The sequence below is a fragment of the Desulfocurvus sp. genome, assembly GCF_023230885.1.
Lineage (GTDB): Bacteria > Desulfobacterota > Desulfovibrionia > Desulfovibrionales > Desulfovibrionaceae > Desulfocurvus.
On sequence record NZ_JALNWM010000051.1, the window covers coordinates 1 to 16,903 of the forward strand.

At 72.6% G+C, this 16,903-nt stretch carries 13 protein-coding genes; 2 read left to right on the plus strand and 11 right to left on the minus strand.

From position 1 onward, the window contains the following. Positions 1–1,760: 1,760 nt before the first annotated feature. Positions 1,761–3,164: a tRNA uridine-5-carboxymethylaminomethyl(34) synthesis GTPase MnmE gene (mnmE, locus tag M0P34_RS05480; protein WP_291497207.1), complete on the minus strand. Its 1,404-nt coding sequence runs from the start codon at positions 3,162–3,164 to the stop codon at positions 1,761–1,763. Between the two features lie 110 nt (positions 3,165–3,274). Between mnmE and M0P34_RS05485 the strand changes: the two genes are divergently transcribed. Next, complete coding sequence (locus M0P34_RS05485) at positions 3,275–4,654, plus strand: SH3 domain-containing protein (protein WP_291497209.1); 1,380 nt, start codon at positions 3,275–3,277, stop codon at positions 4,652–4,654. Positions 4,655–5,076: 422 nt separating this feature from the next. On the opposite strand, the gene M0P34_RS05490 is transcribed toward M0P34_RS05485, so the two are convergent. Continuing rightward, on the minus strand, positions 5,077–7,356 hold the full coding sequence (locus tag M0P34_RS05490; RefSeq protein WP_291497211.1) for a DUF3536 domain-containing protein: 2,280 nt from the start codon (positions 7,354–7,356) through the stop codon (positions 5,077–5,079). Positions 7,357–7,521: 165 nt separating this feature from the next. Here M0P34_RS05490 and M0P34_RS05495 point away from each other — a divergent pair, with 165 nt between their 5' ends. After that, positions 7,522–7,791 (plus strand): hypothetical protein, encoded by a 270-nt coding sequence (locus M0P34_RS05495; RefSeq protein WP_291497213.1) that lies wholly within the window; start codon positions 7,522–7,524, stop codon positions 7,789–7,791. A gap of 135 nt (positions 7,792–7,926) precedes the next feature. Here M0P34_RS05495 and lon read toward each other — a convergent pair whose 3' ends face one another. The 9 genes from lon to M0P34_RS05540 form a co-directional block, all read right to left on the minus strand. Beyond that, positions 7,927–10,425, minus strand: a complete 2,499-nt coding sequence (gene lon, locus M0P34_RS05500) for an endopeptidase La (RefSeq protein WP_291497215.1) — start codon at positions 10,423–10,425, stop codon at positions 7,927–7,929. A 124-nt stretch (positions 10,426–10,549) separates the two neighbouring features. Continuing rightward, positions 10,550–10,825 (minus strand): acylphosphatase, encoded by a 276-nt coding sequence (locus M0P34_RS05505; protein WP_291497217.1) that lies wholly within the window; start codon positions 10,823–10,825, stop codon positions 10,550–10,552. An 87-nt stretch (positions 10,826–10,912) separates the two neighbouring features. Next, on the minus strand, positions 10,913–11,593 hold the full coding sequence (gene radC / locus M0P34_RS05510) for a DNA repair protein RadC (RefSeq protein WP_291497219.1): 681 nt from the start codon (positions 11,591–11,593) through the stop codon (positions 10,913–10,915). Positions 11,594–11,706: 113 nt separating this feature from the next. Continuing rightward, positions 11,707–12,714 carry a DNA polymerase III subunit delta gene (locus M0P34_RS05515; RefSeq protein ID WP_291497221.1) on the minus strand — a complete coding sequence of 336 codons (1,008 nt, stop codon included), beginning with the start codon at positions 12,712–12,714 and terminating at the stop codon, positions 11,707–11,709. 8 nt (positions 12,715–12,722) lie between these two features. Further along, entirely contained in the window at positions 12,723–13,229 is a 507-nt protein-coding gene (gene lptE, locus M0P34_RS05520) for an LPS assembly lipoprotein LptE (RefSeq protein ID WP_291497223.1), read from the minus strand. Between the two features lie 5 nt (positions 13,230–13,234). After that, positions 13,235–15,739: a leucine--tRNA ligase gene (gene leuS, locus M0P34_RS05525; RefSeq protein ID WP_291497225.1), complete on the minus strand. Its 2,505-nt coding sequence runs from the start codon at positions 15,737–15,739 to the stop codon at positions 13,235–13,237. A gap of 31 nt (positions 15,740–15,770) precedes the next feature. Further along, positions 15,771–16,298 carry a hypothetical protein gene (locus M0P34_RS05530; protein WP_291497227.1) on the minus strand — a complete coding sequence of 176 codons (528 nt, stop codon included), beginning with the start codon at positions 16,296–16,298 and terminating at the stop codon, positions 15,771–15,773. Continuing rightward, entirely contained in the window at positions 16,276–16,773 is a 498-nt protein-coding gene (nusB, locus tag M0P34_RS05535) for a transcription antitermination factor NusB (protein WP_291497228.1), read from the minus strand. Before nusB ends, M0P34_RS05530 begins: the two co-directional genes overlap by 23 nt. Positions 16,774–16,776: 3 nt before the next feature. Continuing rightward, positions 16,777–16,903 (minus strand): 6,7-dimethyl-8-ribityllumazine synthase (locus M0P34_RS05540; RefSeq protein WP_291497230.1); only part of this gene is annotated, 127 nt, incomplete at its 5' end.

Genomic DNA, 16,903 nt, shown 5'->3' on the forward strand with positions numbered 1-16,903 from the left:
CGGGCCGGTTTTCCTTTGTGCCCGGGGCCGTGGTGCGTTCGGCGGGGGGCGTCGGCCTGGAACCCCTGGCCTCCATCCGGAGGGGCGGCCCCGCCCCGGGCCGTCTTCGGGGCATCCCGAGCCCGGAGCCTGCGCGGCGCCCCCCCCCTGGGCGGCCCGGCGGGGCAGGCGGGGCAGCCTCCGGCCCCGGGCGGGCCGGTTTTCCTCTGTGCCCGGGGCCGTGGTGCGTTCGGCGGGGGGCGTCGGCCTGGAACCCCTGGCCTCCATCCGGAGGGGCGACCCCGTTCCGGGCCGCCTTCGGGGCATCCCGTGCCCGGAGCCTGCGCGGCGCCCCCTCGGGCGGCCCGGCGGGGCAGCCTCTGTTTCGGGTTTCCTGGCCGTTCCTTTACGGAGGGCCGAAGGGGGGGCCGCCTGGGAATCGCGACGCCGCAAGGGCTGCTTCGCCGGGCTGGGCGCATTGTGAATTTAAGATCAATATATTGATGGACTTTCTATTCCAGTGAGTGGCCTTGAGCGCATAATGCATCGATTATATTTGCATTTTTTGTTCTAGCCTGCCGCGGCTGTATTTTTGCACTTTTATAAATATAACCATCTGTTTTTAAAGATTTAAAAAAATCAGATCGGAATTCTCGAAATTTCACTTGCCGGGTCATGTGAAATTTATTACATGTTTCTTGCCGCACCGCTCCAAAGGCGACGGCGACACACACGAGTCAGGCCCCTTGCCGGTTTACGCCGCAAGGATCGCCCAGGGGCAACACCCCAGTGCCACAGCCAAGACATATTCCCGGGTCTTGCGCAAGCTTCGGCACCGGCCCCCGCGATCACGGGCAGACGCTGACACCTCTCCGGTTCGGGAGTACCCCCCAATACACTCCCGGCCCGGCCCACACTCCCGCCCGGCGCATTCGCGCCGGGCGTCCTCTTTGGGCCGGGTGCCGACGACCGTTTCCGGCCCCCCTCCGGTGTTCCGGCCCTTCTGCCTCTCCTGTCTCTCCCGTCTCTCCGGCCCCCTCCGGCTCTCCGGTCCTCCAGGGCCCGTGTCGCCGCATGGGCGCGGGCGTCCTCACGCCCAGGCCCGCCGGAATCACCGGGACCGTGCCGTCGCGCAGGGCCCGGCCCCGGGTGGCGGGGCCCGGCGGAACCAGCATCGGGAAACCGCGAAAAAACCTCGCGCCTGTGCCCGGCCCCGGGGTGGCGGGGTCCGGCATGGCCTTGGTGCAGGAACGTCCCACCAGGCGCTCGGCCCCGGCCCGGCCGCACCACGGGGCTCGCGACGGCAGGGCGCGGCCCGGCCATCCCGGGCACGGCGGCAGCGCACAGGGCCAGCGGCGTTGCCCGCGCGGGGCGCGTGATTCTCGATCCGTGATCCGTACCGTTAGACTTGTGTTGGCGGGGGTGCACCCGTGCGGCGCCGTGCGCCGAGGCAAAGCGAGCTCAGGGGGCGATGCGCAAAATGCGCGGCCGCGCGGGGCGGTCGCTGACAAGGGGGAGCGGTTCTGGATGAAGGCGTCGTGCGGCATCCTGGCCCGGTCGCCAGCGGCGCCCGGCCCGGGTCCTGGGAGCGGCCCGGCGGAGCATGGTGGCTCCCTGGTGCGGGTGCGCGGCGTCCGGCTGCGCTGGCGAGGGCATCAAACCGGTATGCCCCTGACTGGCATCGGTGTTCGCGGCGTACCGCGCGGCGCTCAGGCCCAGGCCGGGCAGGGGGCAGGGGGGCGGGCGGTCCGGCGCGGGCAGCCGCCGATGCGGCCGGAGCGCTACTTGCCGATGCAAAAGGCGCCGAACGCGCTGTCCAGCACTTCGGAAGGGGTGATTTCGCCGGTGATTTCGGCCAGGTGCGTACAGGCTGTTTCCAGGCCGACGCCCAGCAGATCGTAAGGCAGGGCCGCGCCGATGTCGGCTTCCAGGGTCTCCAGGGCGTCCTGCGCGGCGGCCAGGGCGCGGGCCTGGCGCATGTTGGGCACAAGCTCTCCGGGGCCTGCTCGGCCTTCGCCGTCCAGGATGCGGGCGCGCAGGGCGTCGCACAGCGCCGCCAGCCCCTGGCCCGTGCGTGCCGAAACGTCCAGGGCCGCGAAGCCCTCCCGCGCGAACCATGCGGCGGCGTCCGTGCCGGGGCCCTGCGGCTCCCGGGGCAGGTCCGCCTTGTTGAGCACCGCCAGGGCGCGCCCGGGGCCCAGGTCGCGAGCCAGGGCCCTGTCTTCCCCGGCCAGGGGCAGGGTCCGGTCCACCACCAGCAGCACCACGTCGGCCCGGGCCGCCAGCTCGCGCCCGCGCTCCAGCCCCGCGCGCTCGGCCGCGTCGCCTGTTTCGCGCAGGCCCGCCGTGTCCACCAGCCGCACGGGCAGCCCGTCCAGGTCCAGGGCCTCCTCGATCCAGTCGCGCGTGGTGCCCGGAACGTCGGTGACGATGGCCCGTTCGCGTCCGAGCAGGGCGTTCATCAGGCTGGACTTGCCCGCGTTGACCCGCCCGGCCAGCACGCACAGCGCGCCCTCGCGCCAGACCCGCCCCCGCTCGAAGCCGCGCACCAGCGCCGCCAGCTCCCCGCGCACCGCGCGCACCCCGGCGGCGAACTCCTCCGGGGCCAGGCATTCCACCTCGTCGTCGGGGAAATCCACGGCCACGCAGAGCCGGGCGCGCAGTTCCTCCAGCCGGGCGCGCAGGGCGGCCACGCTGCGCCCCAGGTCCCCGGCCAGGCGGGCCCGGGCCAGGGCCGCTCCCGCCGCAGTGGGCGCGGCGACGAGCTCGGCCACGGCCTCGGCCTGGGTCAGGTCCATGCGCCCGTTGCGAAAGGCGCGGTAGGTGAACTCACCGGGCTCGGCCATGCGCGCCCCGCAGGCCAGGGCCGCCGCCAGCACCGCGCGCAACACCGCCGGGCCGCCGTGGCCCTGGAGCTCGAGCACGTCCTCGCCGGTGTAGGAGCCCGGCCCGGGCATGAGGACCGCCAGGACCTCGTCCAGCCGCCGCCCGGCCGCGTCGCGGGCCCAGCCGTGGTGCAGCAGGCGGGGCCGCAGCCCCGCGAAACCCGGGCTGGACGACTCGAACAGCCGCTGGCCCAGCTCCCGCGCGCCGGGTCCGCTCACGCGCACGATGCCCACGCCCCCGCGCCCCGGCGGGGTGGCGATGGCGGCGATGGTGTCCCTGTTTCCGGCGAGCTGGCGCATGGGCCGGGGTATACGCGAGGCCGGGCCGTTTGCAAAGCGCTCCGGGCCCTGCCCGCGGCCCCGCCCGGCCCCGGTTGCCTTTCGCCCGGCGGGCGGATACACCAGGGCCCATGCGACCGACCATCCCGCGCCGGTTCTCCGGCCCGTTTCCCGTCCTGCGTCCCCGTCTTGCCGCGCTGCTGCTGGCGGCGCTGCTGCTGGCCTCGGGCTGCGCCCCGCGCGTTTCCCCGCCCGGCACAGTCATCGCCGACCTGCGCGACATGCCCCAGGACGCCGCGGCCTACATCGACCCCCTCACGGCCACCCGGCCCCTGCTGCCCGCGGCCGTGCAGCGGGAGCTGGCCGACGACTACCGCCAGCGCTTCTTCTCCCCCTGGCGCCGCACCGTCCCGGCCCACGGGCCCCAGGAGGTCTTCAAGCTCCTGGACGGCTTCGACCCCGCCCGCTACCACGGCGAGAACCGGCTGCCCCTGACGGACGGCTTCGCCCGCGAGATGCGCGGGCTGGCCGATCCCGACAGCTTCCCCAACACCATGCGCCCGGCCATCAGCGTGGCCAACTCCGACCTGCGCGTCCTGCCCACGGTGCGGCCGCTGTTCTACAATTTCGATCTCGCGGGCGAGGGCTTTCCCTTCGACTACAACCAGAACTCCGCCGTCTGGGCCCAGACGCCGCTGCTGGTGCTGCACACTTCGGCCGACGGCGCCTGGGCCCTGGTGGAGACCTCCACCGCAGCCGGATGGATGCCCACCCGCGACCTGGCCCTGGTGGACGCCGGGTTCATGGACGCCTTCAACACCGTGCACCTGGCCGCCCTCACCGCCGACCGCGTGCCCGTGGTCGACTGCTACGGCCAGTTCCGGTTCATGGGCCGCGTGGGCATGGTCCTGCCCATGACCGGGCGCGAAGCCGGGACGCTGGACGTGCTCATCGCCGCGCGCGACGCCTCGGGGCGGGCCCTGCTGCTCACCGCCGGGCTGGGCGAGGACGTGGCCGCGCCCTGGCCCCTGGCCCCGACCCCGGCCAGCTTCGCCCGGCTGGCCAACGAGATGCTCGGCCAGCCCTACGGCTGGGGCGGGCTGTACCGCAACCGCGACTGCTCGGCGCTGGTCATGGATCTTTTCGCGCCCCTGGGCATCTGGCAGCCGCGCAACTCCGGGGCCCAGGCGCGCCACTGGGGTCTGGCCCCCCTGGGCGACCTGGACCGCGAGGCCCGCCTGCGGGTCATCGCGGCCGAGGCCCGGCCCTGGCTGACCCTGTTCTGGCGCCCCGGGCATATCGCCCTTTACATCGGCCAATGGCAGGGCCGCCCCGCCGTGCTCCACGCCGCCTGGGGCGTGCGCACCCGCGTGGGCAAGGCCGAAGGGCGGCATATCCTCGGCGCCACGGTCATCACCAGCCTGGAACCCGGCCAGGATCTGCCCGAGCTCGAACGCCCCGGCGGCGTGCTGCTGCTCCAGCTGGGCGGCATGGCCCAGGTGGCCCGGTAGCCGGGCCCGGAGCCCCTGCCCGAACGCGCCCGGGGCTCGCCAAGGCGCAGGGTCCGCCCCGTCGGCCGGGTCAGCCCCAGGCACACGGTCCCCCGCCCTCCGTTTTGCGGTCGGCCTTTTCCTCCGTCCTCCGGCCTTGCGGCCTTGCGGTCGGCCCCATCTCTCCACCCTCCGGCCTTGCGGGCGGCGTCCTCCGCCCGCGCCGTCCCTCCGGCGCCGCCGGGCGTTTTGCCTTCGCTGGCCCGGGGCCTTTCGCGCCAGGAGGCGCCCCGGCCCACGGGCCCGGCCCCGGCGCGTTTGCGCGCGTCGGGGTCGGGCCGTGTGGCATCCTCAGGGGCCATGCCCGGGGCATTGGGGACACAGGGCCCTGTCCCGGCTTGCCGGGCTGCCGCCAGGGGCTGCCGCGTTGTGTGGGCGCGCCGCTAGGGCATGGCGAAGCCGAACTGGCGGGCGGCGGCCCGGGCCTCGGGGGTGCCCGGGGCGAGGGCCCAGATGCGGTTCTGGGTGGGCCACCAGTCGGGCTGGGCGTCCAGGGCCTGGGCCCGGGCGGCCAGTCGGCCCAGGGCGGGCCAGTCGGGCTCGGGCGCGGCGAGCAGGGCCAGGGCCGTCTGGTTGAGGGTGCGGGAAAGCTCCTCGCGGGCTGCGGGGGGCCAGGGGCTGGCCGCGAGCATGGCGCGCAGGGTCTCGTCCCCTGGCGCGTCGGCGTCGCTGGCGATCCACTGCTGGGCCAGGGCGGGCAGCAGGTGCTGCCAGCTGTCGGCCTGGTTCTGGGTGGCCTGGGCCTCGGCCGGGGGCAGGGTCAGGGCGCGGGCGGTGGCGGCGCGGGCGGCCAGGGCGGCGCACTGCGCGTCTGCCGAGGCGGCGGCGAAGGCCAGGGCGATGTCCTGGCGCTTGTTCCAGGGCAGGTCGCGGGCAACGAGCCAGGGGCCGCCGTCCAGGCGCAGACGGCTGGCCCAGGGGGCCGCGGGGGTGGGCGGCTCCCAGAGCAGGGCGTGCTCGGCGGCGGCCTCGCCGTGGGTGTGCGTTATGCGCGCGGTGCCCGCCAGGGCCGTGCCCGGGGCCGTGCCCGGGGCGGCGGCCGGGGCGTCCCAGCGGACGGCGAGGCGCACGTCGGGCCAGGCGTGGTCCACGGGGCTGGAGCCGGGGGGCAGGTCGGGGCTCTGGGCCCAGGCCAGGAGCAGCGCGTGCAGGGCGAGGCTGGCGGGGGTGCCGTGGCGCGGGCGGGCCTCCTGGCGCAGGATGGCGTCGCCGGTGCGGCCCTGGGGATGGCGCGGGCAGGGGTTGGAGCGGGCCTGGGCCAGGGCCTGCTCCAGGCCGGCCTCCAGGCCCTGGGCGCCGCCGGGAACCTCGGTGCGCCCGGCCAGCTCGCAGGCGCGCAGGGCGTTGGTCAGGGCGTTGACGGGCTCGATGCGGTCCAGGTCGTCGAAGAACCAGGCGCAGCTGGCAAAGGAAGCCAGGGCGTGGCGCTGCATGGCCAGCAGGTCCCAGGCCCGCTGGCGGGCGGCGGGGTCCAGGCCGGGAGCCAGGTGGGCGGCGGCAAAGGCGTCGCGCCGGGCGGGGTCGGCGATGACCTGGCCGTAGTCGCGCAGGCCTGCGTCCGGGTCGCGCAGCAGGGCCGGGGCGGCTTGGGCGTAGTGGGCGTCGAGGCGCTCCTTCAGGGCGCAGAGGGCCTCGCGCAGGGGGGCGCGCCAGGCCTGGTTCCAGCCGGGGTGGTCGCCGGTATGGCAGCCGCAGTCGGCGCGCCAGCGCTCCACGCCGTGGGCGCAGCTCCAGGAGGAGGGCTCGTGCAGGCGCACGAGGCGCACGGGCGGGTGGGCCGCGAGGTGGGCCGCGAAGTTGGTCAGGCGCACCGAAGGGTCGGCCTGGGCCTGCTCCAGGCACCAGGCCAGGGCCATTTCGCCGAAGGTGAAGTGGTGGCCGTAGGTTTCGCCGTCCGTCGCGAGGCAGACCAGGCCCGGGGCGGCGGCGGCGCGCAGGCGGCTCCAGAAGGCGCCGCCGTCGGTGAGCAGCCGCTCGAAGGCCACGGCCTGGGACAGGGCGCCGTGGTAGAAGAACACGGCGATGGAGCGGCCCGAGGGCAGCTCGGCGCGATAGGGCCGGGTGATGTCCAGGGTGGCCTCGCTCACGGGCTGCCAGGGGCCGCCGGGGTCGGCCACGGCGGCGGCCTGGCGCGGGGCCAGGACGGTGTAGGCGATGCCCGCCTCGGCCAGGGCTTCGAGGCTGGCGGTGTCGGCGGCGGCCTCGGGCAGCCAGAGACCGTCGGGGCTGCGGCCATAGCGGCTTTCGAAGTCCTGCACGGCCCAGGCGGTTTCCACGCGTTTGTCCTGGGCGCTGGCCAGGGGCATGATGGTGTGGTGGCGGATCTGGGCCATGGCGTTGCCGAAGCCCAGGCGCGCGCGCGAGGCGCGGTCGGCCTCCAGGACCAGCTCGTAGGTTTCGGGGGCCTCCCTGGCCATCCAGGCCAGCAGGGTGGGGCCGAAATTGAAGCTGATGAACTCGTAGGCGTTGACCAGGGCGCGGATGCGGCCCTGGGCGTCGAGCAGCCGGGCGCGGGAGAGCGGGGCGTAGCTTTCGCGGGTGATGCGCGCGTTCCAGTCGCGCCGGGGCGCGGCGCTGCCCTCGGGGAGCACGGCGCCGAGCCAGGGGTCCTCGCGGGGGGGCTGGTAGAAATGGCCGTGGATGCAAAGGTGGCGGTCGGTCATGGCGGCTCCTGCGCGCTGCGCGGGTGGGATGGCTTGGCGGCTGTGTCCGTTGTTGCCCGGGCGGGCGCGCAAGTCAACCGGCCGGGTGCGGGCCGGGGTTCTTGACGGGCGGGGGCGGGTGCCGTAGGGAAGCGAAAACCCGCCGGATCCGGCGCAGGAGGAACCATGAGCGACGAACGTGCCGAACTTGAGGAGCTGTCCCGCGAGGAGCTGTTGGAGGTCTTCGAGGGCGCGCTGTTCGAGCTGGTGACCGAGGGCCGGGAATACCCGGAGATGCTCGAGATGACCCTGGCCCTGGGGCTCAAGCATTTCGTCACCGCCAGGCTCGCCGACCGGCCCCGCGAGGAGCTGGTGGAGCTGTTCATGGACAGCGAGCGCGCCGTGGTGGAGCTGGTTGATTTCGCCGCCGAGCAGGGGCTGCTGGAAGAGGCGTAGGCCCCGCGGCGCCCGGCCCGAAGACGGCGGCCTCCCCCCGGGGGAGGCCGCCGTTTTTTGCGCGCGGCGGGCCGGGCGGCCGAAGGATGCCCCGGCCGTGAAAAAAGGGCGGCCCCGCGCGGGGCCGCCCTTGTGCTAGCTGGCTGCGGGCTTGCGCTGGGCCCGGGGTTTCGCCCCGGCCTTGGCGGGAGCCTTGGTTTTTGCGGGGGCCTTGGGCGCGGCGGGGGCCTCGGCCCCGGGCTCGCTGCGGCAGGCCAGGGGCCAGACCTCGTCGATGAGCTCCACGGGGCGCACGGTGATGCGTCGGCGCAGTTCGGCCGGGATGTCCACGAGGTTGTGCTCGTTGTCCTTGGGGATGATGACGGTGGTCATGCCGTGGGCGACGGCGGCCAGGATCTTCTCCTTGATGCCGCCAACGGGCAGCACGCGCCCGCGCAGGGTGACCTCGCCGGTCATGCACACGTCGCCGCACACGGGGGTGTCGGTGAGGGCCGAGACCAGGGCGGTGACCAGGGTCACGCCCGCCGAGGGGCCGTCCTTGGGCGTCGCCCCGGCGGGCACATGGATGTGGATGTCCATCTTCTCGGTGAATTCGGGGTCGAGGCCGAACTGCCTGGCCCGGGCGCGGGCGTAGGACAGGGCGGCCTGGGCCGATTCCTTCATGACCTCGCCGAGCTGGCCGGTGAGGGTCAGCTTGCCCTTGCCGGGCATGGCCTGGACCTCGATGTGCAGGATTTCGCCGCCAAAGGGCGTCCAGGCCAGGCCCAGGGCCACGCCGGGGGGCAGGCTGGCCTCCAGGGCGTCGTCGCGCATGCGCGGCGGGCCGAGGAACTTCTCCACGGCCGCGGCGGTGACGCGGAAGGGGCCCTTCTGGCCCTCGGCCTTGCGCCGGGCGAGCTTGCGGCAGATGGAGCCGACCTCGCGCTCCAGGTTGCGCAGGCCCGCCTCGCGGGTGTACTCGCGCACGATCTTGGCCAGCACGGGGTCCGAGAGTTGCAGCTCGCGCAGGCGCAGGCCGTTTTCCGCCGCCTGGCGCGGCAGCAGGTAGCGCCGGGCGATCTTGATCTTCTCGTGCTCGGTGTAGCCGGGGATGCGGATGGTCTCCATGCGGTCGAGCAGCGGCGCGGGCACGGTGTCCAGGGTGTTGGCCGTGCAGATGAACATGACCTTGGACAGGTCGAAGGGCGCGTTCATGTAGTGGTCGGTGAAGGAGTTGTTCTGCTCGGGGTCGAGCACCTCCAGCAGCGCCGAGGACGGGTCGCCGCGGAAGTCCGCCCCGAGCTTGTCGATCTCGTCGAGCATGAACACGGGGTTGCGGCTGCCCGTCTGCTTGAGGCCCTGGATGATGCGCCCGGGCATGGCGCCGATGTAGGTCCTGCGGTGGCCGCGGATTTCGGCCTCGTCGCGCATGCCGCCCAGGCTCATGCGGTGGAACTTGCGGCCCAGGGCCCGGGCGATGGAACGCCCGAGGGATGTCTTGCCCACGCCGGGAGGGCCCACGAAGCACAGGATGGGGCCCTTCATCTTCGGGTTGAGCTTGCGCACCGAGAGGTATTCGAGGATGCGCTCCTTGACCTTGGACAGGTCGTAGTGGTCCTCGTCGAGGATTTTCTCGGCCTTGCCGATGTCCAGGCGGTCGCGGGTCTGGCGGTTCCAGGGCAGCTCGACGATCCAGTCCAGGTAGGTGCGGATGACCGTGGCCTCTGAGGAATCCTGGTGCATGGAGGCCAGGCGCTTGAGCTGTTTTTCGGCCTCGCGCATGACCTCTTCGGGCGGGGCGGCCTTGGCCAGGGCGGCGCGCAACTCGTCCAGCTCCTCGGCGTCGTCGGCGCCGTCGCCCAGCTCGCGGCGGATGGCCTTCATCTGCTCGCGCAGGAAGTAGTCCTTCTGGGCCTTGTCCATGCCCTCCTTGGCCATGCCCTGGATCTTGGCCTGCATGGCGGCGACCTCGACCTCCTTGGCCAGCTGGGTGTTGACCAGGCGCAGGCGCTCGATGGGGTCGACGCAGGCCAGGATGCCCTGGGCGTCGGCCACCTTCATGCGCAGGTTGGAGGCCACCAGGTCGGCCAGCCGCCCGGGGTCGTCCACGCTGGAGAGCACGCCCATGATATCCGGCGAGGAGATGCCGCGCAGGTTCATGATCTGCTCGCTCTGCTCCTTGGCGGCGCGCACCAGGGCTTCGTGCTCGCTGGTCAGCTCGGCCACCTGGGGCTCCTCGATGAGCTCGATGCGCGCGGTCAGGGCGGGCTCCTGGGCGGTGAACTCCGCCGCCCGCGCCCGCGACAGGCCCTGGACGAGGATTTTCAGGCGTCCGTCGGGCATCTTGAGCATGCGCATGATCAGACCCACGGTGCCGACCTCGTAGAGGTCCCCGGTCCCGGGCTCGTCCACGCTCTCGTCCTTCTGGGTCAGGATGAGGATGTGCCTGTCGCCGGCCAGGGCGGCCTCCACGGCGGCCACGGACTTCTCGCGGCCCACGAAGAGCGGCAGGATCATATAGTTGAAGACCACGATGTCGCGCACGGGCAGCACGGGGACTTCCGCGGGAATTTTGGGCTTCTGGTCCTGGCCGTCGTCTTCCTTGGAGTCGCCGTCGGCCAGCACCAGGACGTTTTCCAGGGTGTTGTCGTTCATTGCGTTCCTTTTTGGGGCGTACAAAGCCCTTTGGGCCGGGTGGGGGCCCGGCCCGGGCCGTTTCGTTCGTTGCGCGCCGCCCGGATCGGGGCGGCGGGGGGGCCCTTCGGGCGCGCGGCCCGGGTCAGGACCTGATTTCGAAGCGGTCGTGGCGCTTGTCGTAGTCCAGCCACTGGGAGCGCACGTCCTGGATGCGGGCCAGGGACGAGCCGGTCAGCAGCCGGTCGCGCAGTTCGGTCACGGCGGCCTCGTCGCCCTGGGCCAGAACCTCCACGGTGCCGTCGCCCAGGTTGCGGACCCATCCGGTGACGCCCAGGCTCTGGGCCTGGCCCTGGATCCAGGAGCGCAGGCCCACGCGCTGGACCGTGCCGGTGACGATGGATTGCAGGCTGCGGATCATGGCTGTCCTCCTTGCGGGTTGGCGCCGCGTGTCCGGTGCTTGTTCGCCTGTTGGTTCCCGTTCGTCCCTTGTCGGCCCCGGGGCGGGTCAGTCCAGCAGCCCGCGGGACCGGAAGCTCACATAGCCGCCCGAGGCGACCACCAGATGGTCGAGCAGCCGCAGGCCCACGGCCCGGGCGGCCTCGTCCAGGCGCCTGGTGAAGCGCTTGTCGCCCTCCGAGGGCTCGGGGTCGCCGCCCGGGTGGTTGTGCACCAGGATGACGCCGTGGGCCTCGAAGCGCAGGGCCGCGTGCAGCACCTCGCGCACGGGCACGCTCACCTCGTCCACCGTGCCCTGGCCCACGCGCTCCCAGCCCACCAGCCTGTTCCTGGCGTCCACCAGGGCCAGCCAGAGTTCCTCGGTGGTCCTGTGGGCCAGCCGGGCCCGGGCCATGGCCGCCACGCCGTCCGGGCTGTCCAGCACCTGGCGCTCGCGCAGGGGGCCTTCGGAAAGCCGGGCCCAGGTCTCGCGCCACAGGGCCCAGAATGCCTCCAGGGCCGGACCGAAGCCGGGCACGCGGCGCAGCTCCTCGGGCCGGGCCGCGAAGACGCCGCCCAGGGTGGCGAAGCGTTCGAGCAGGGCCTTGGCCAGGGGCTTGGTGTCGCGTCGCAGCAGCACATGGCCCAGCATCAGTTCCAGCAGCTCGTAGTCGGCGAGCTGGCGCGGATCGCGCCGCAGGCGCTCGCGCAGGCGCTCCCGGTGGCCTGTGTAATGCGGTTCATCCTTCATATGAGCACTTCCCGGCCTGCTGGCAAGGGGTGTTGGCGGGCGTGGGCCCGGAAAACGGCCCGCAAGGCCGTTCTATCCGCATGCAGGGGCGGGTTCAACCCGAAACAGGGCGGCTAGCGCCGGGCAGGGGCGGTCCTGGGGCCGAATGCCGAGTGCAGGCCCATGACCAGGGCCTCGAAGGCCTGTTCGGGCGTGCGCTGGCCGGTCTTGATGCCGAACTCGGCCTCCAGGGCCAGCTCGAAGATTCGGGCCGCGGCCGCGGGGCCCGCGCGGCGGGCCAGCTCGGCCTTGGACTTCTGGGCGGCGGGGGGGATCCAGGCCGAGGGCGGCTCGCCGCTGGCCAGCTCCCACAGCAGGCGGGCCTCGCGCTGGAGCAGGGCCAGGAAGGCGAAGAAGATGTCGTCGCTGGAGCTGGCCTGGCGGTTGTCCATGATCTTCTTCCAGACCTTGTCGCCGCTGCGGCCGTGGATGACGGCGGCGATGAAGGCGAAGATGTCCATGTCGGCCTCGAAGGAGACGATGCCCAGCTGCCCGGTGGTCACCGTGCCGCCGGGCTCCACGGCCAGGGCGATCTTGTCCAGCTCGTTCCTGGCGCCCAGGGCGTCGCAGGGCAGGGCCGCGCACAGGGCGCGCAGGGCGTCGGGGGCCACGGACAGCCCGGCCCGGGCCATGTGCGCGCGCACGAAGTCCTCCATGCCCTGGGGTGTGAGGCCCGGGGAGGTCCAGACCCAGCCCCGCTTTTCGGCCACGGGCCAGAACCTGGTCTTGGCCAGCACCGCCGGGGGCTTGGGGCCCTTGCGGTCGGCCTCGGCCTCCAGGCAGAACACGGGCCAGATGGCGGCGTTGAAGCTGCCCAGGGGCTGGGTCAGCTTGTCCCAGGTTTCCTTGAGCAGCTTGTGCGCCCGGCGGACGACCACCAGCCGGGGCGTGCCCATGAGGTCGGGCACGGTGAGGTCGGCCCAGAAGGCGCCGGGCAGCTCCTCGTCGCCCCAGTGGACGCGCCGGTCCCAGGGGCGGCCGCCCCCGTGCTCGGCCACCAGCGCCTCCAGGCGCTGGCGGAGCATCTCCGGGTCGGGGCAGAGCAGGAAGCTGAAGCCGGGGCGGCCTGCGGGCTGGGCCACGGGGCGGCCTAGTAGTCCTGGGCCATGCGGTCCACGGCGCGGCGCACGGCCATGTCGAGGACGTTGGCCTCGGCCTGGTTCTTGTCGTTGCCGGTGTAGGACTCGCTGGCGCCCACGCGCCCGGAGGTCCAGACCTGGACGCCGTCCGAGCGGCGGAACACGTCCAGGGTCAGGGAGATGCCGGCGCTGGATTTCAGGGTCTCGTCGTCGGAGCCGGTGAGCGAGGTGTGGGAGGTGAAGCGGTGCACGGTCACGTCCACATAGGCCGTGGCGGCCTCGCGCGGGGCCCAGGCCATCCGGCCCCGGCGGGTGATCTCGTCGCGCAGGGCCGAGCGCAGGGTGGCCTCCAGGCCGGGCTCCATGGTCGGGTTGACCACCGTGCGCAGGAACAGGGCGCGGCAGTCCGCGGGCAGGGCCAGGGGCGCCCCGGGGTCTGCCGAGTTGCGGTAGCCGGCGCAGGACGCCAGGAACAGGACCAGGACCAGGGCCGCCAGGGCGTGGATGACCCGCTGCATGACGCTTACCCCACCACGATGTTCACGAGTTTGTCGGGCACGGTGATGACCTTGCGCACGGTGTGGCCCTCCAGGTGCCGGGCCACGTTGGGCTCGGCCAGGGCCAGGGCCTGCATCCGCCCGGTGTCGGCCCCGGCGGGCACGGCCACGCGTCCGCGCACCTTGCCGTTGATCTGCACGATGACCGTGATCTCGTCCACGGCCAGGGCGGCCTCGTCGTGGGCGGGCCAGGGCGCGCTGGCCAGCAGGGAGGTGTAGCCCATGCGCTGCCACAGCTCCTCGCAGATGTGCGGGGCCACGGGCGAGAGCACCGTCAGGGCCGAGCTGACGGCCGAGGAGAGCACCCGGGCACCCTCCGGGGTTCCGCCCAGCTCGTCCTTGGCCAGGTACAGGGCGTTGACCAGCTCCATCACCGCCGCGATGGCCGTGTTGAACTGGAAGTTGGCCATGATGTCGCGCTGGACCTTTTGCACCGTCTGGTGCTCCTTGCGGCGCAGGTCGCGCGCGGCGCCGGTCAGGGCCTGGCCCTCCAGGGGGGCGCAGGCGCCCACGGGCGAGAGCACGGGCGCCAGCTCGTCCACCAGCCGCCACAGGCGCTTGAGGAAGCGCGAGGCGCCCTCGACGCCCTGCTCGCTCCACTCCAGGTCCTTTTCCGGCGGCGCGGCGAACAGGCAGAACAGGCGCGTGGTGTCCGCGCCGTAGGTGCGGATCATGTCGTCGGGGTCGACCACGTTGCCCTTGGATTTGGACATCTTGGCCCCGTCCATGAGCACCATGCCCTGGGTCAGCAGGTTGGCGAAGGGCTCGTCCAGCTCCACCACGCCCAGGTCGCGCAGGGCCTTTACATAGAAGCGCGAGTAGAGCAGGTGCAAGATGGCGTGCTCGATGCCGCCGATGTAGAGGTCGACGTTCATCCAGTACTTCAGGGCCTCGGGGTCCAGGCCCTGGGCCTCGTCGCGGGCGCAGGCGTAGCGCATGAAGTACCACGACGACTCCATGAAGGTGTCCATGGTGTCGGTTTCGCGCCGGGCGGGGCCGCCGCAGCGGGGGCAGGTGGCGGCCAGGAAGCTTTCGGCCTCGGGCAGGGGGCTCTTGCCGTCGGGGCGGGTCTTCACGTCCAGCGGCAGGAGCACGGGCAGCTCGGCCTCGGGCACGGGCACAACCCCGCACTCCTGGCAGTAGACCACGGGGATGGGCGCGCCCCAGTAGCGCTGGCGCGAGACGTTCCAGTCGCGCAGGCGGTAGTTGACGGTGGTCTTGCCCAGGCCGCTCAGGGCCAGGTGTTCGGTGATGGCGGCCTTGGCGGCCTCGTTGGGCTGGCCGTCGAAGGCTCCGGAGTTCACCAGCAGGCCGGGCCCGGTGTAGGCGGCGTCCATGTCGGCGGGGTCCAGGGGCTGGCCCTCGGGCTGGATGACCACGCGCATGGGCAGGCCGTACTTGCGGGCGAACTCGAAGTCGCGCTGGTCGTGGGCGGGCACGGCCATGACCGCGCCGGTGCCGTAGCCCATGAGCACGAAATTGGCGATCCAGATGGGCATGCGCGCGCCGGTGACGGGGTTCACGCAGTGGGCGCCGGTGAACACGCCCTCCTTCTCCAGGTCGTCGGCGCCGCGCGCGATGCGGTCCATGTTGCGGACCTTGTGCACGAAGGCCCGGGCCTGTTCGGCCTGGGCGGCGTCGGGGCAGGCGGCCAGGAGCGTCTCCACCAGCGGGTGCTCCGCGGCCAGGCTCATGAAGGTCGCGCCGTGGAGGGTGTCGGGCCGGGTGGTGAACACGGCCACGCGCTCGTCCAGGCCCTCGACCTGGAATTCCAGCTCGGAGCCGTGGCTCCGGCCGATCCAGTTGCGCTGCATGGTCAGCACGCGCTCGGGCCAGCCCGGCAGCTTGTCCAGCCAGTCGAGCAGCTCGTCGGCGTAGTCGGTGATGCGCAGGAACCACTGCTCCAGCTCGCGCTGCTCCACGGGGGAGTCGCAGCGCCAGCACAGGCCGTCCTCCACCTGCTCGTTGGCCAGCACGGTGTGGCAGTCCGGGCACCAGTTCACCGGGGATTTCTTGCGGTAGGCCAGCCCCTTTTCCAGGAGCTTCAGGAAATAGAGCTGCTCCCAGCGGTAGTAGCCGGGGTGGCAGGTGGCCAGTTCGCGGTCCCAGTCGTAGGAGTAGCCCAGGCGGCGCAGCTGGGTGCGCATGGTGGCGATGTTCTCGTAGGTCCACTTGGCCGGGTGGGTGCCGTGCTTGACGGCGGCGTTCTCGGCGGGCAGGCCGAAGGCGTCCCAGCCGATGGGGTGCAGGACGTTGAAGCCCTGCATGCGCTTGAAGCGCGCCACCACGTCGCCGATGGAGTAGTTGCGCACATGGCCCATGTGGATGCGCCCCGAGGGGTAGGGGAACATCTCAAGGACGTAGTGCTTGGGCTTGGCGTGGTCGATCCCGACCTTGAAGGTCCCGCGCTCTTCCCATATCTGCTGCCATTTGGCCTCGAGGGCCTCGGGGGCGTACACGCTTTCGGACATGCGGATTCCTTGCTTGCGCCCGTTGGGGCGCCTAGTGGCGGTTGAACAGCGCGGGGAACAGCCGGTTGAGCGTCCTGCGCACGGGTTTGTCCTTGTACTCCTCGGCTTTCTGCCTCACCTGGAGGTCGATGTCGAGCCGCTGGGCGAAAGTCACATGGGCGAAGTCCCGGGTCCAGGCGTCCACGCTGCGCATGGCGGCCCGGCGCCCGTCCTCGCCGATGGCCAGGTACACGTCGGCGCCGCTGCGGTAGTGGGCCCAGAAGGCCAGGCCCCAGGCCGTGAGCCGCTGGCCGGCCGGCGCGTCGGTGGCGTCGGCCACGGCCTGGGCGTCGATGCACCACGCGGGCCAGCGCAGATCGGCCAGGGCCTGGGCCATGTCGCCGGCCCACAGGCCGAGGTCGCTGCCCCAGGCCACGTTCCAGCGCAGCTCCACGCTCTGGCGGCGGTGTTCGCGCCACGCGCGCAGGGCCGGCCCGCCCTGGGCGGCCCGGCCCAGCACCACCCGGGGCGTTCCCGCCGGGCACTGCGAAACGTCCTTAACGAACCCTAAGCTCACCATGTTCCACGGCCCGGGCCACGGCGTCGAGGATGCCGTTCACGAAGTTCTTGGAGTTGTCGTCGCCGTAGCGCTTGGCCAGCTCCACCGCCTCGTTGATGGCCACCTTGAGCGGAATGTCGTCCAGGTAGAGCATCTCGTACAGGGCCACGCGCAGGATGGTCAGCTCCACGCGGGCGATGCGTGCGAGCTTCCAGTGCTGCGAGAAGCGGTTGATGGTTTCGTCCAGGTCCTGGCGGCGGCTCCAGACCCCGGCCACCAGGGCCCGGGCGAACTCCTCGCGGCCCTGGGCGTGCCCGTCGTCGCCGTCGGCGGGTTCGGGGGGCGTGTCCTGGTCCTGCTCCTGGCGCGCCTCGGGGGCCAGGGCCACGGCGCGCGCCGTGTCGTCGCCCTCGGGCGGCGCGAAGCACAGCCCGTAGAGCACCTCGAAGGCGCGGCGGCGGCCCGAGCGGCGGCCGCCTTTTTTCTGCGTGTTCATGTGCTAGATCTGCTCCATGACCCGGACCATCTCCAGCACGGCGGAGGCGGCTTCCACGCCCTTGTTGCCGGCCTTGGACCCGGCGCGCTCGATGGCCTGCTCCAGGGTGTCGGTGGTCAGCACGCCGAAG

Excerpts from the sequence above, each read along its gene's own strand:
- mnmE (WP_291497207.1), bottom strand. The coding sequence starts at position 3,164 with ATGCGCCAGCTCGCCGGAAACAGGGACACCATCGCCGCCATCGCCACC.
- M0P34_RS05485 (WP_291497209.1), top strand. The coding sequence starts at position 3,275 with ATGCGACCGACCATCCCGCGCCGGTTCTCCGGCCCGTTTCCCGTCCTG.
- M0P34_RS05490 (WP_291497211.1), bottom strand. The coding sequence starts at position 7,356 with ATGACCGACCGCCACCTTTGCATCCACGGCCATTTCTACCAGCCCCCC.
- M0P34_RS05495 (WP_291497213.1), top strand. The coding sequence starts at position 7,522 with ATGAGCGACGAACGTGCCGAACTTGAGGAGCTGTCCCGCGAGGAGCTG.
- lon (WP_291497215.1), bottom strand. The coding sequence starts at position 10,425 with ATGAACGACAACACCCTGGAAAACGTCCTGGTGCTGGCCGACGGCGAC.
- M0P34_RS05505 (WP_291497217.1), bottom strand. The coding sequence starts at position 10,825 with ATGATCCGCAGCCTGCAATCCATCGTCACCGGCACGGTCCAGCGCGTG.
- radC (WP_291497219.1), bottom strand. The coding sequence starts at position 11,593 with ATGAAGGATGAACCGCATTACACAGGCCACCGGGAGCGCCTGCGCGAG.
- lptE (WP_291497223.1), bottom strand. The coding sequence starts at position 13,229 with ATGCAGCGGGTCATCCACGCCCTGGCGGCCCTGGTCCTGGTCCTGTTC.
- leuS (WP_291497225.1), bottom strand. The coding sequence starts at position 15,739 with ATGTCCGAAAGCGTGTACGCCCCCGAGGCCCTCGAGGCCAAATGGCAG.
- M0P34_RS05530 (WP_291497227.1), bottom strand. The coding sequence starts at position 16,298 with ATGGTGAGCTTAGGGTTCGTTAAGGACGTTTCGCAGTGCCCGGCGGGA.
- nusB (WP_291497228.1), bottom strand. The coding sequence starts at position 16,773 with ATGAACACGCAGAAAAAAGGCGGCCGCCGCTCGGGCCGCCGCCGCGCC.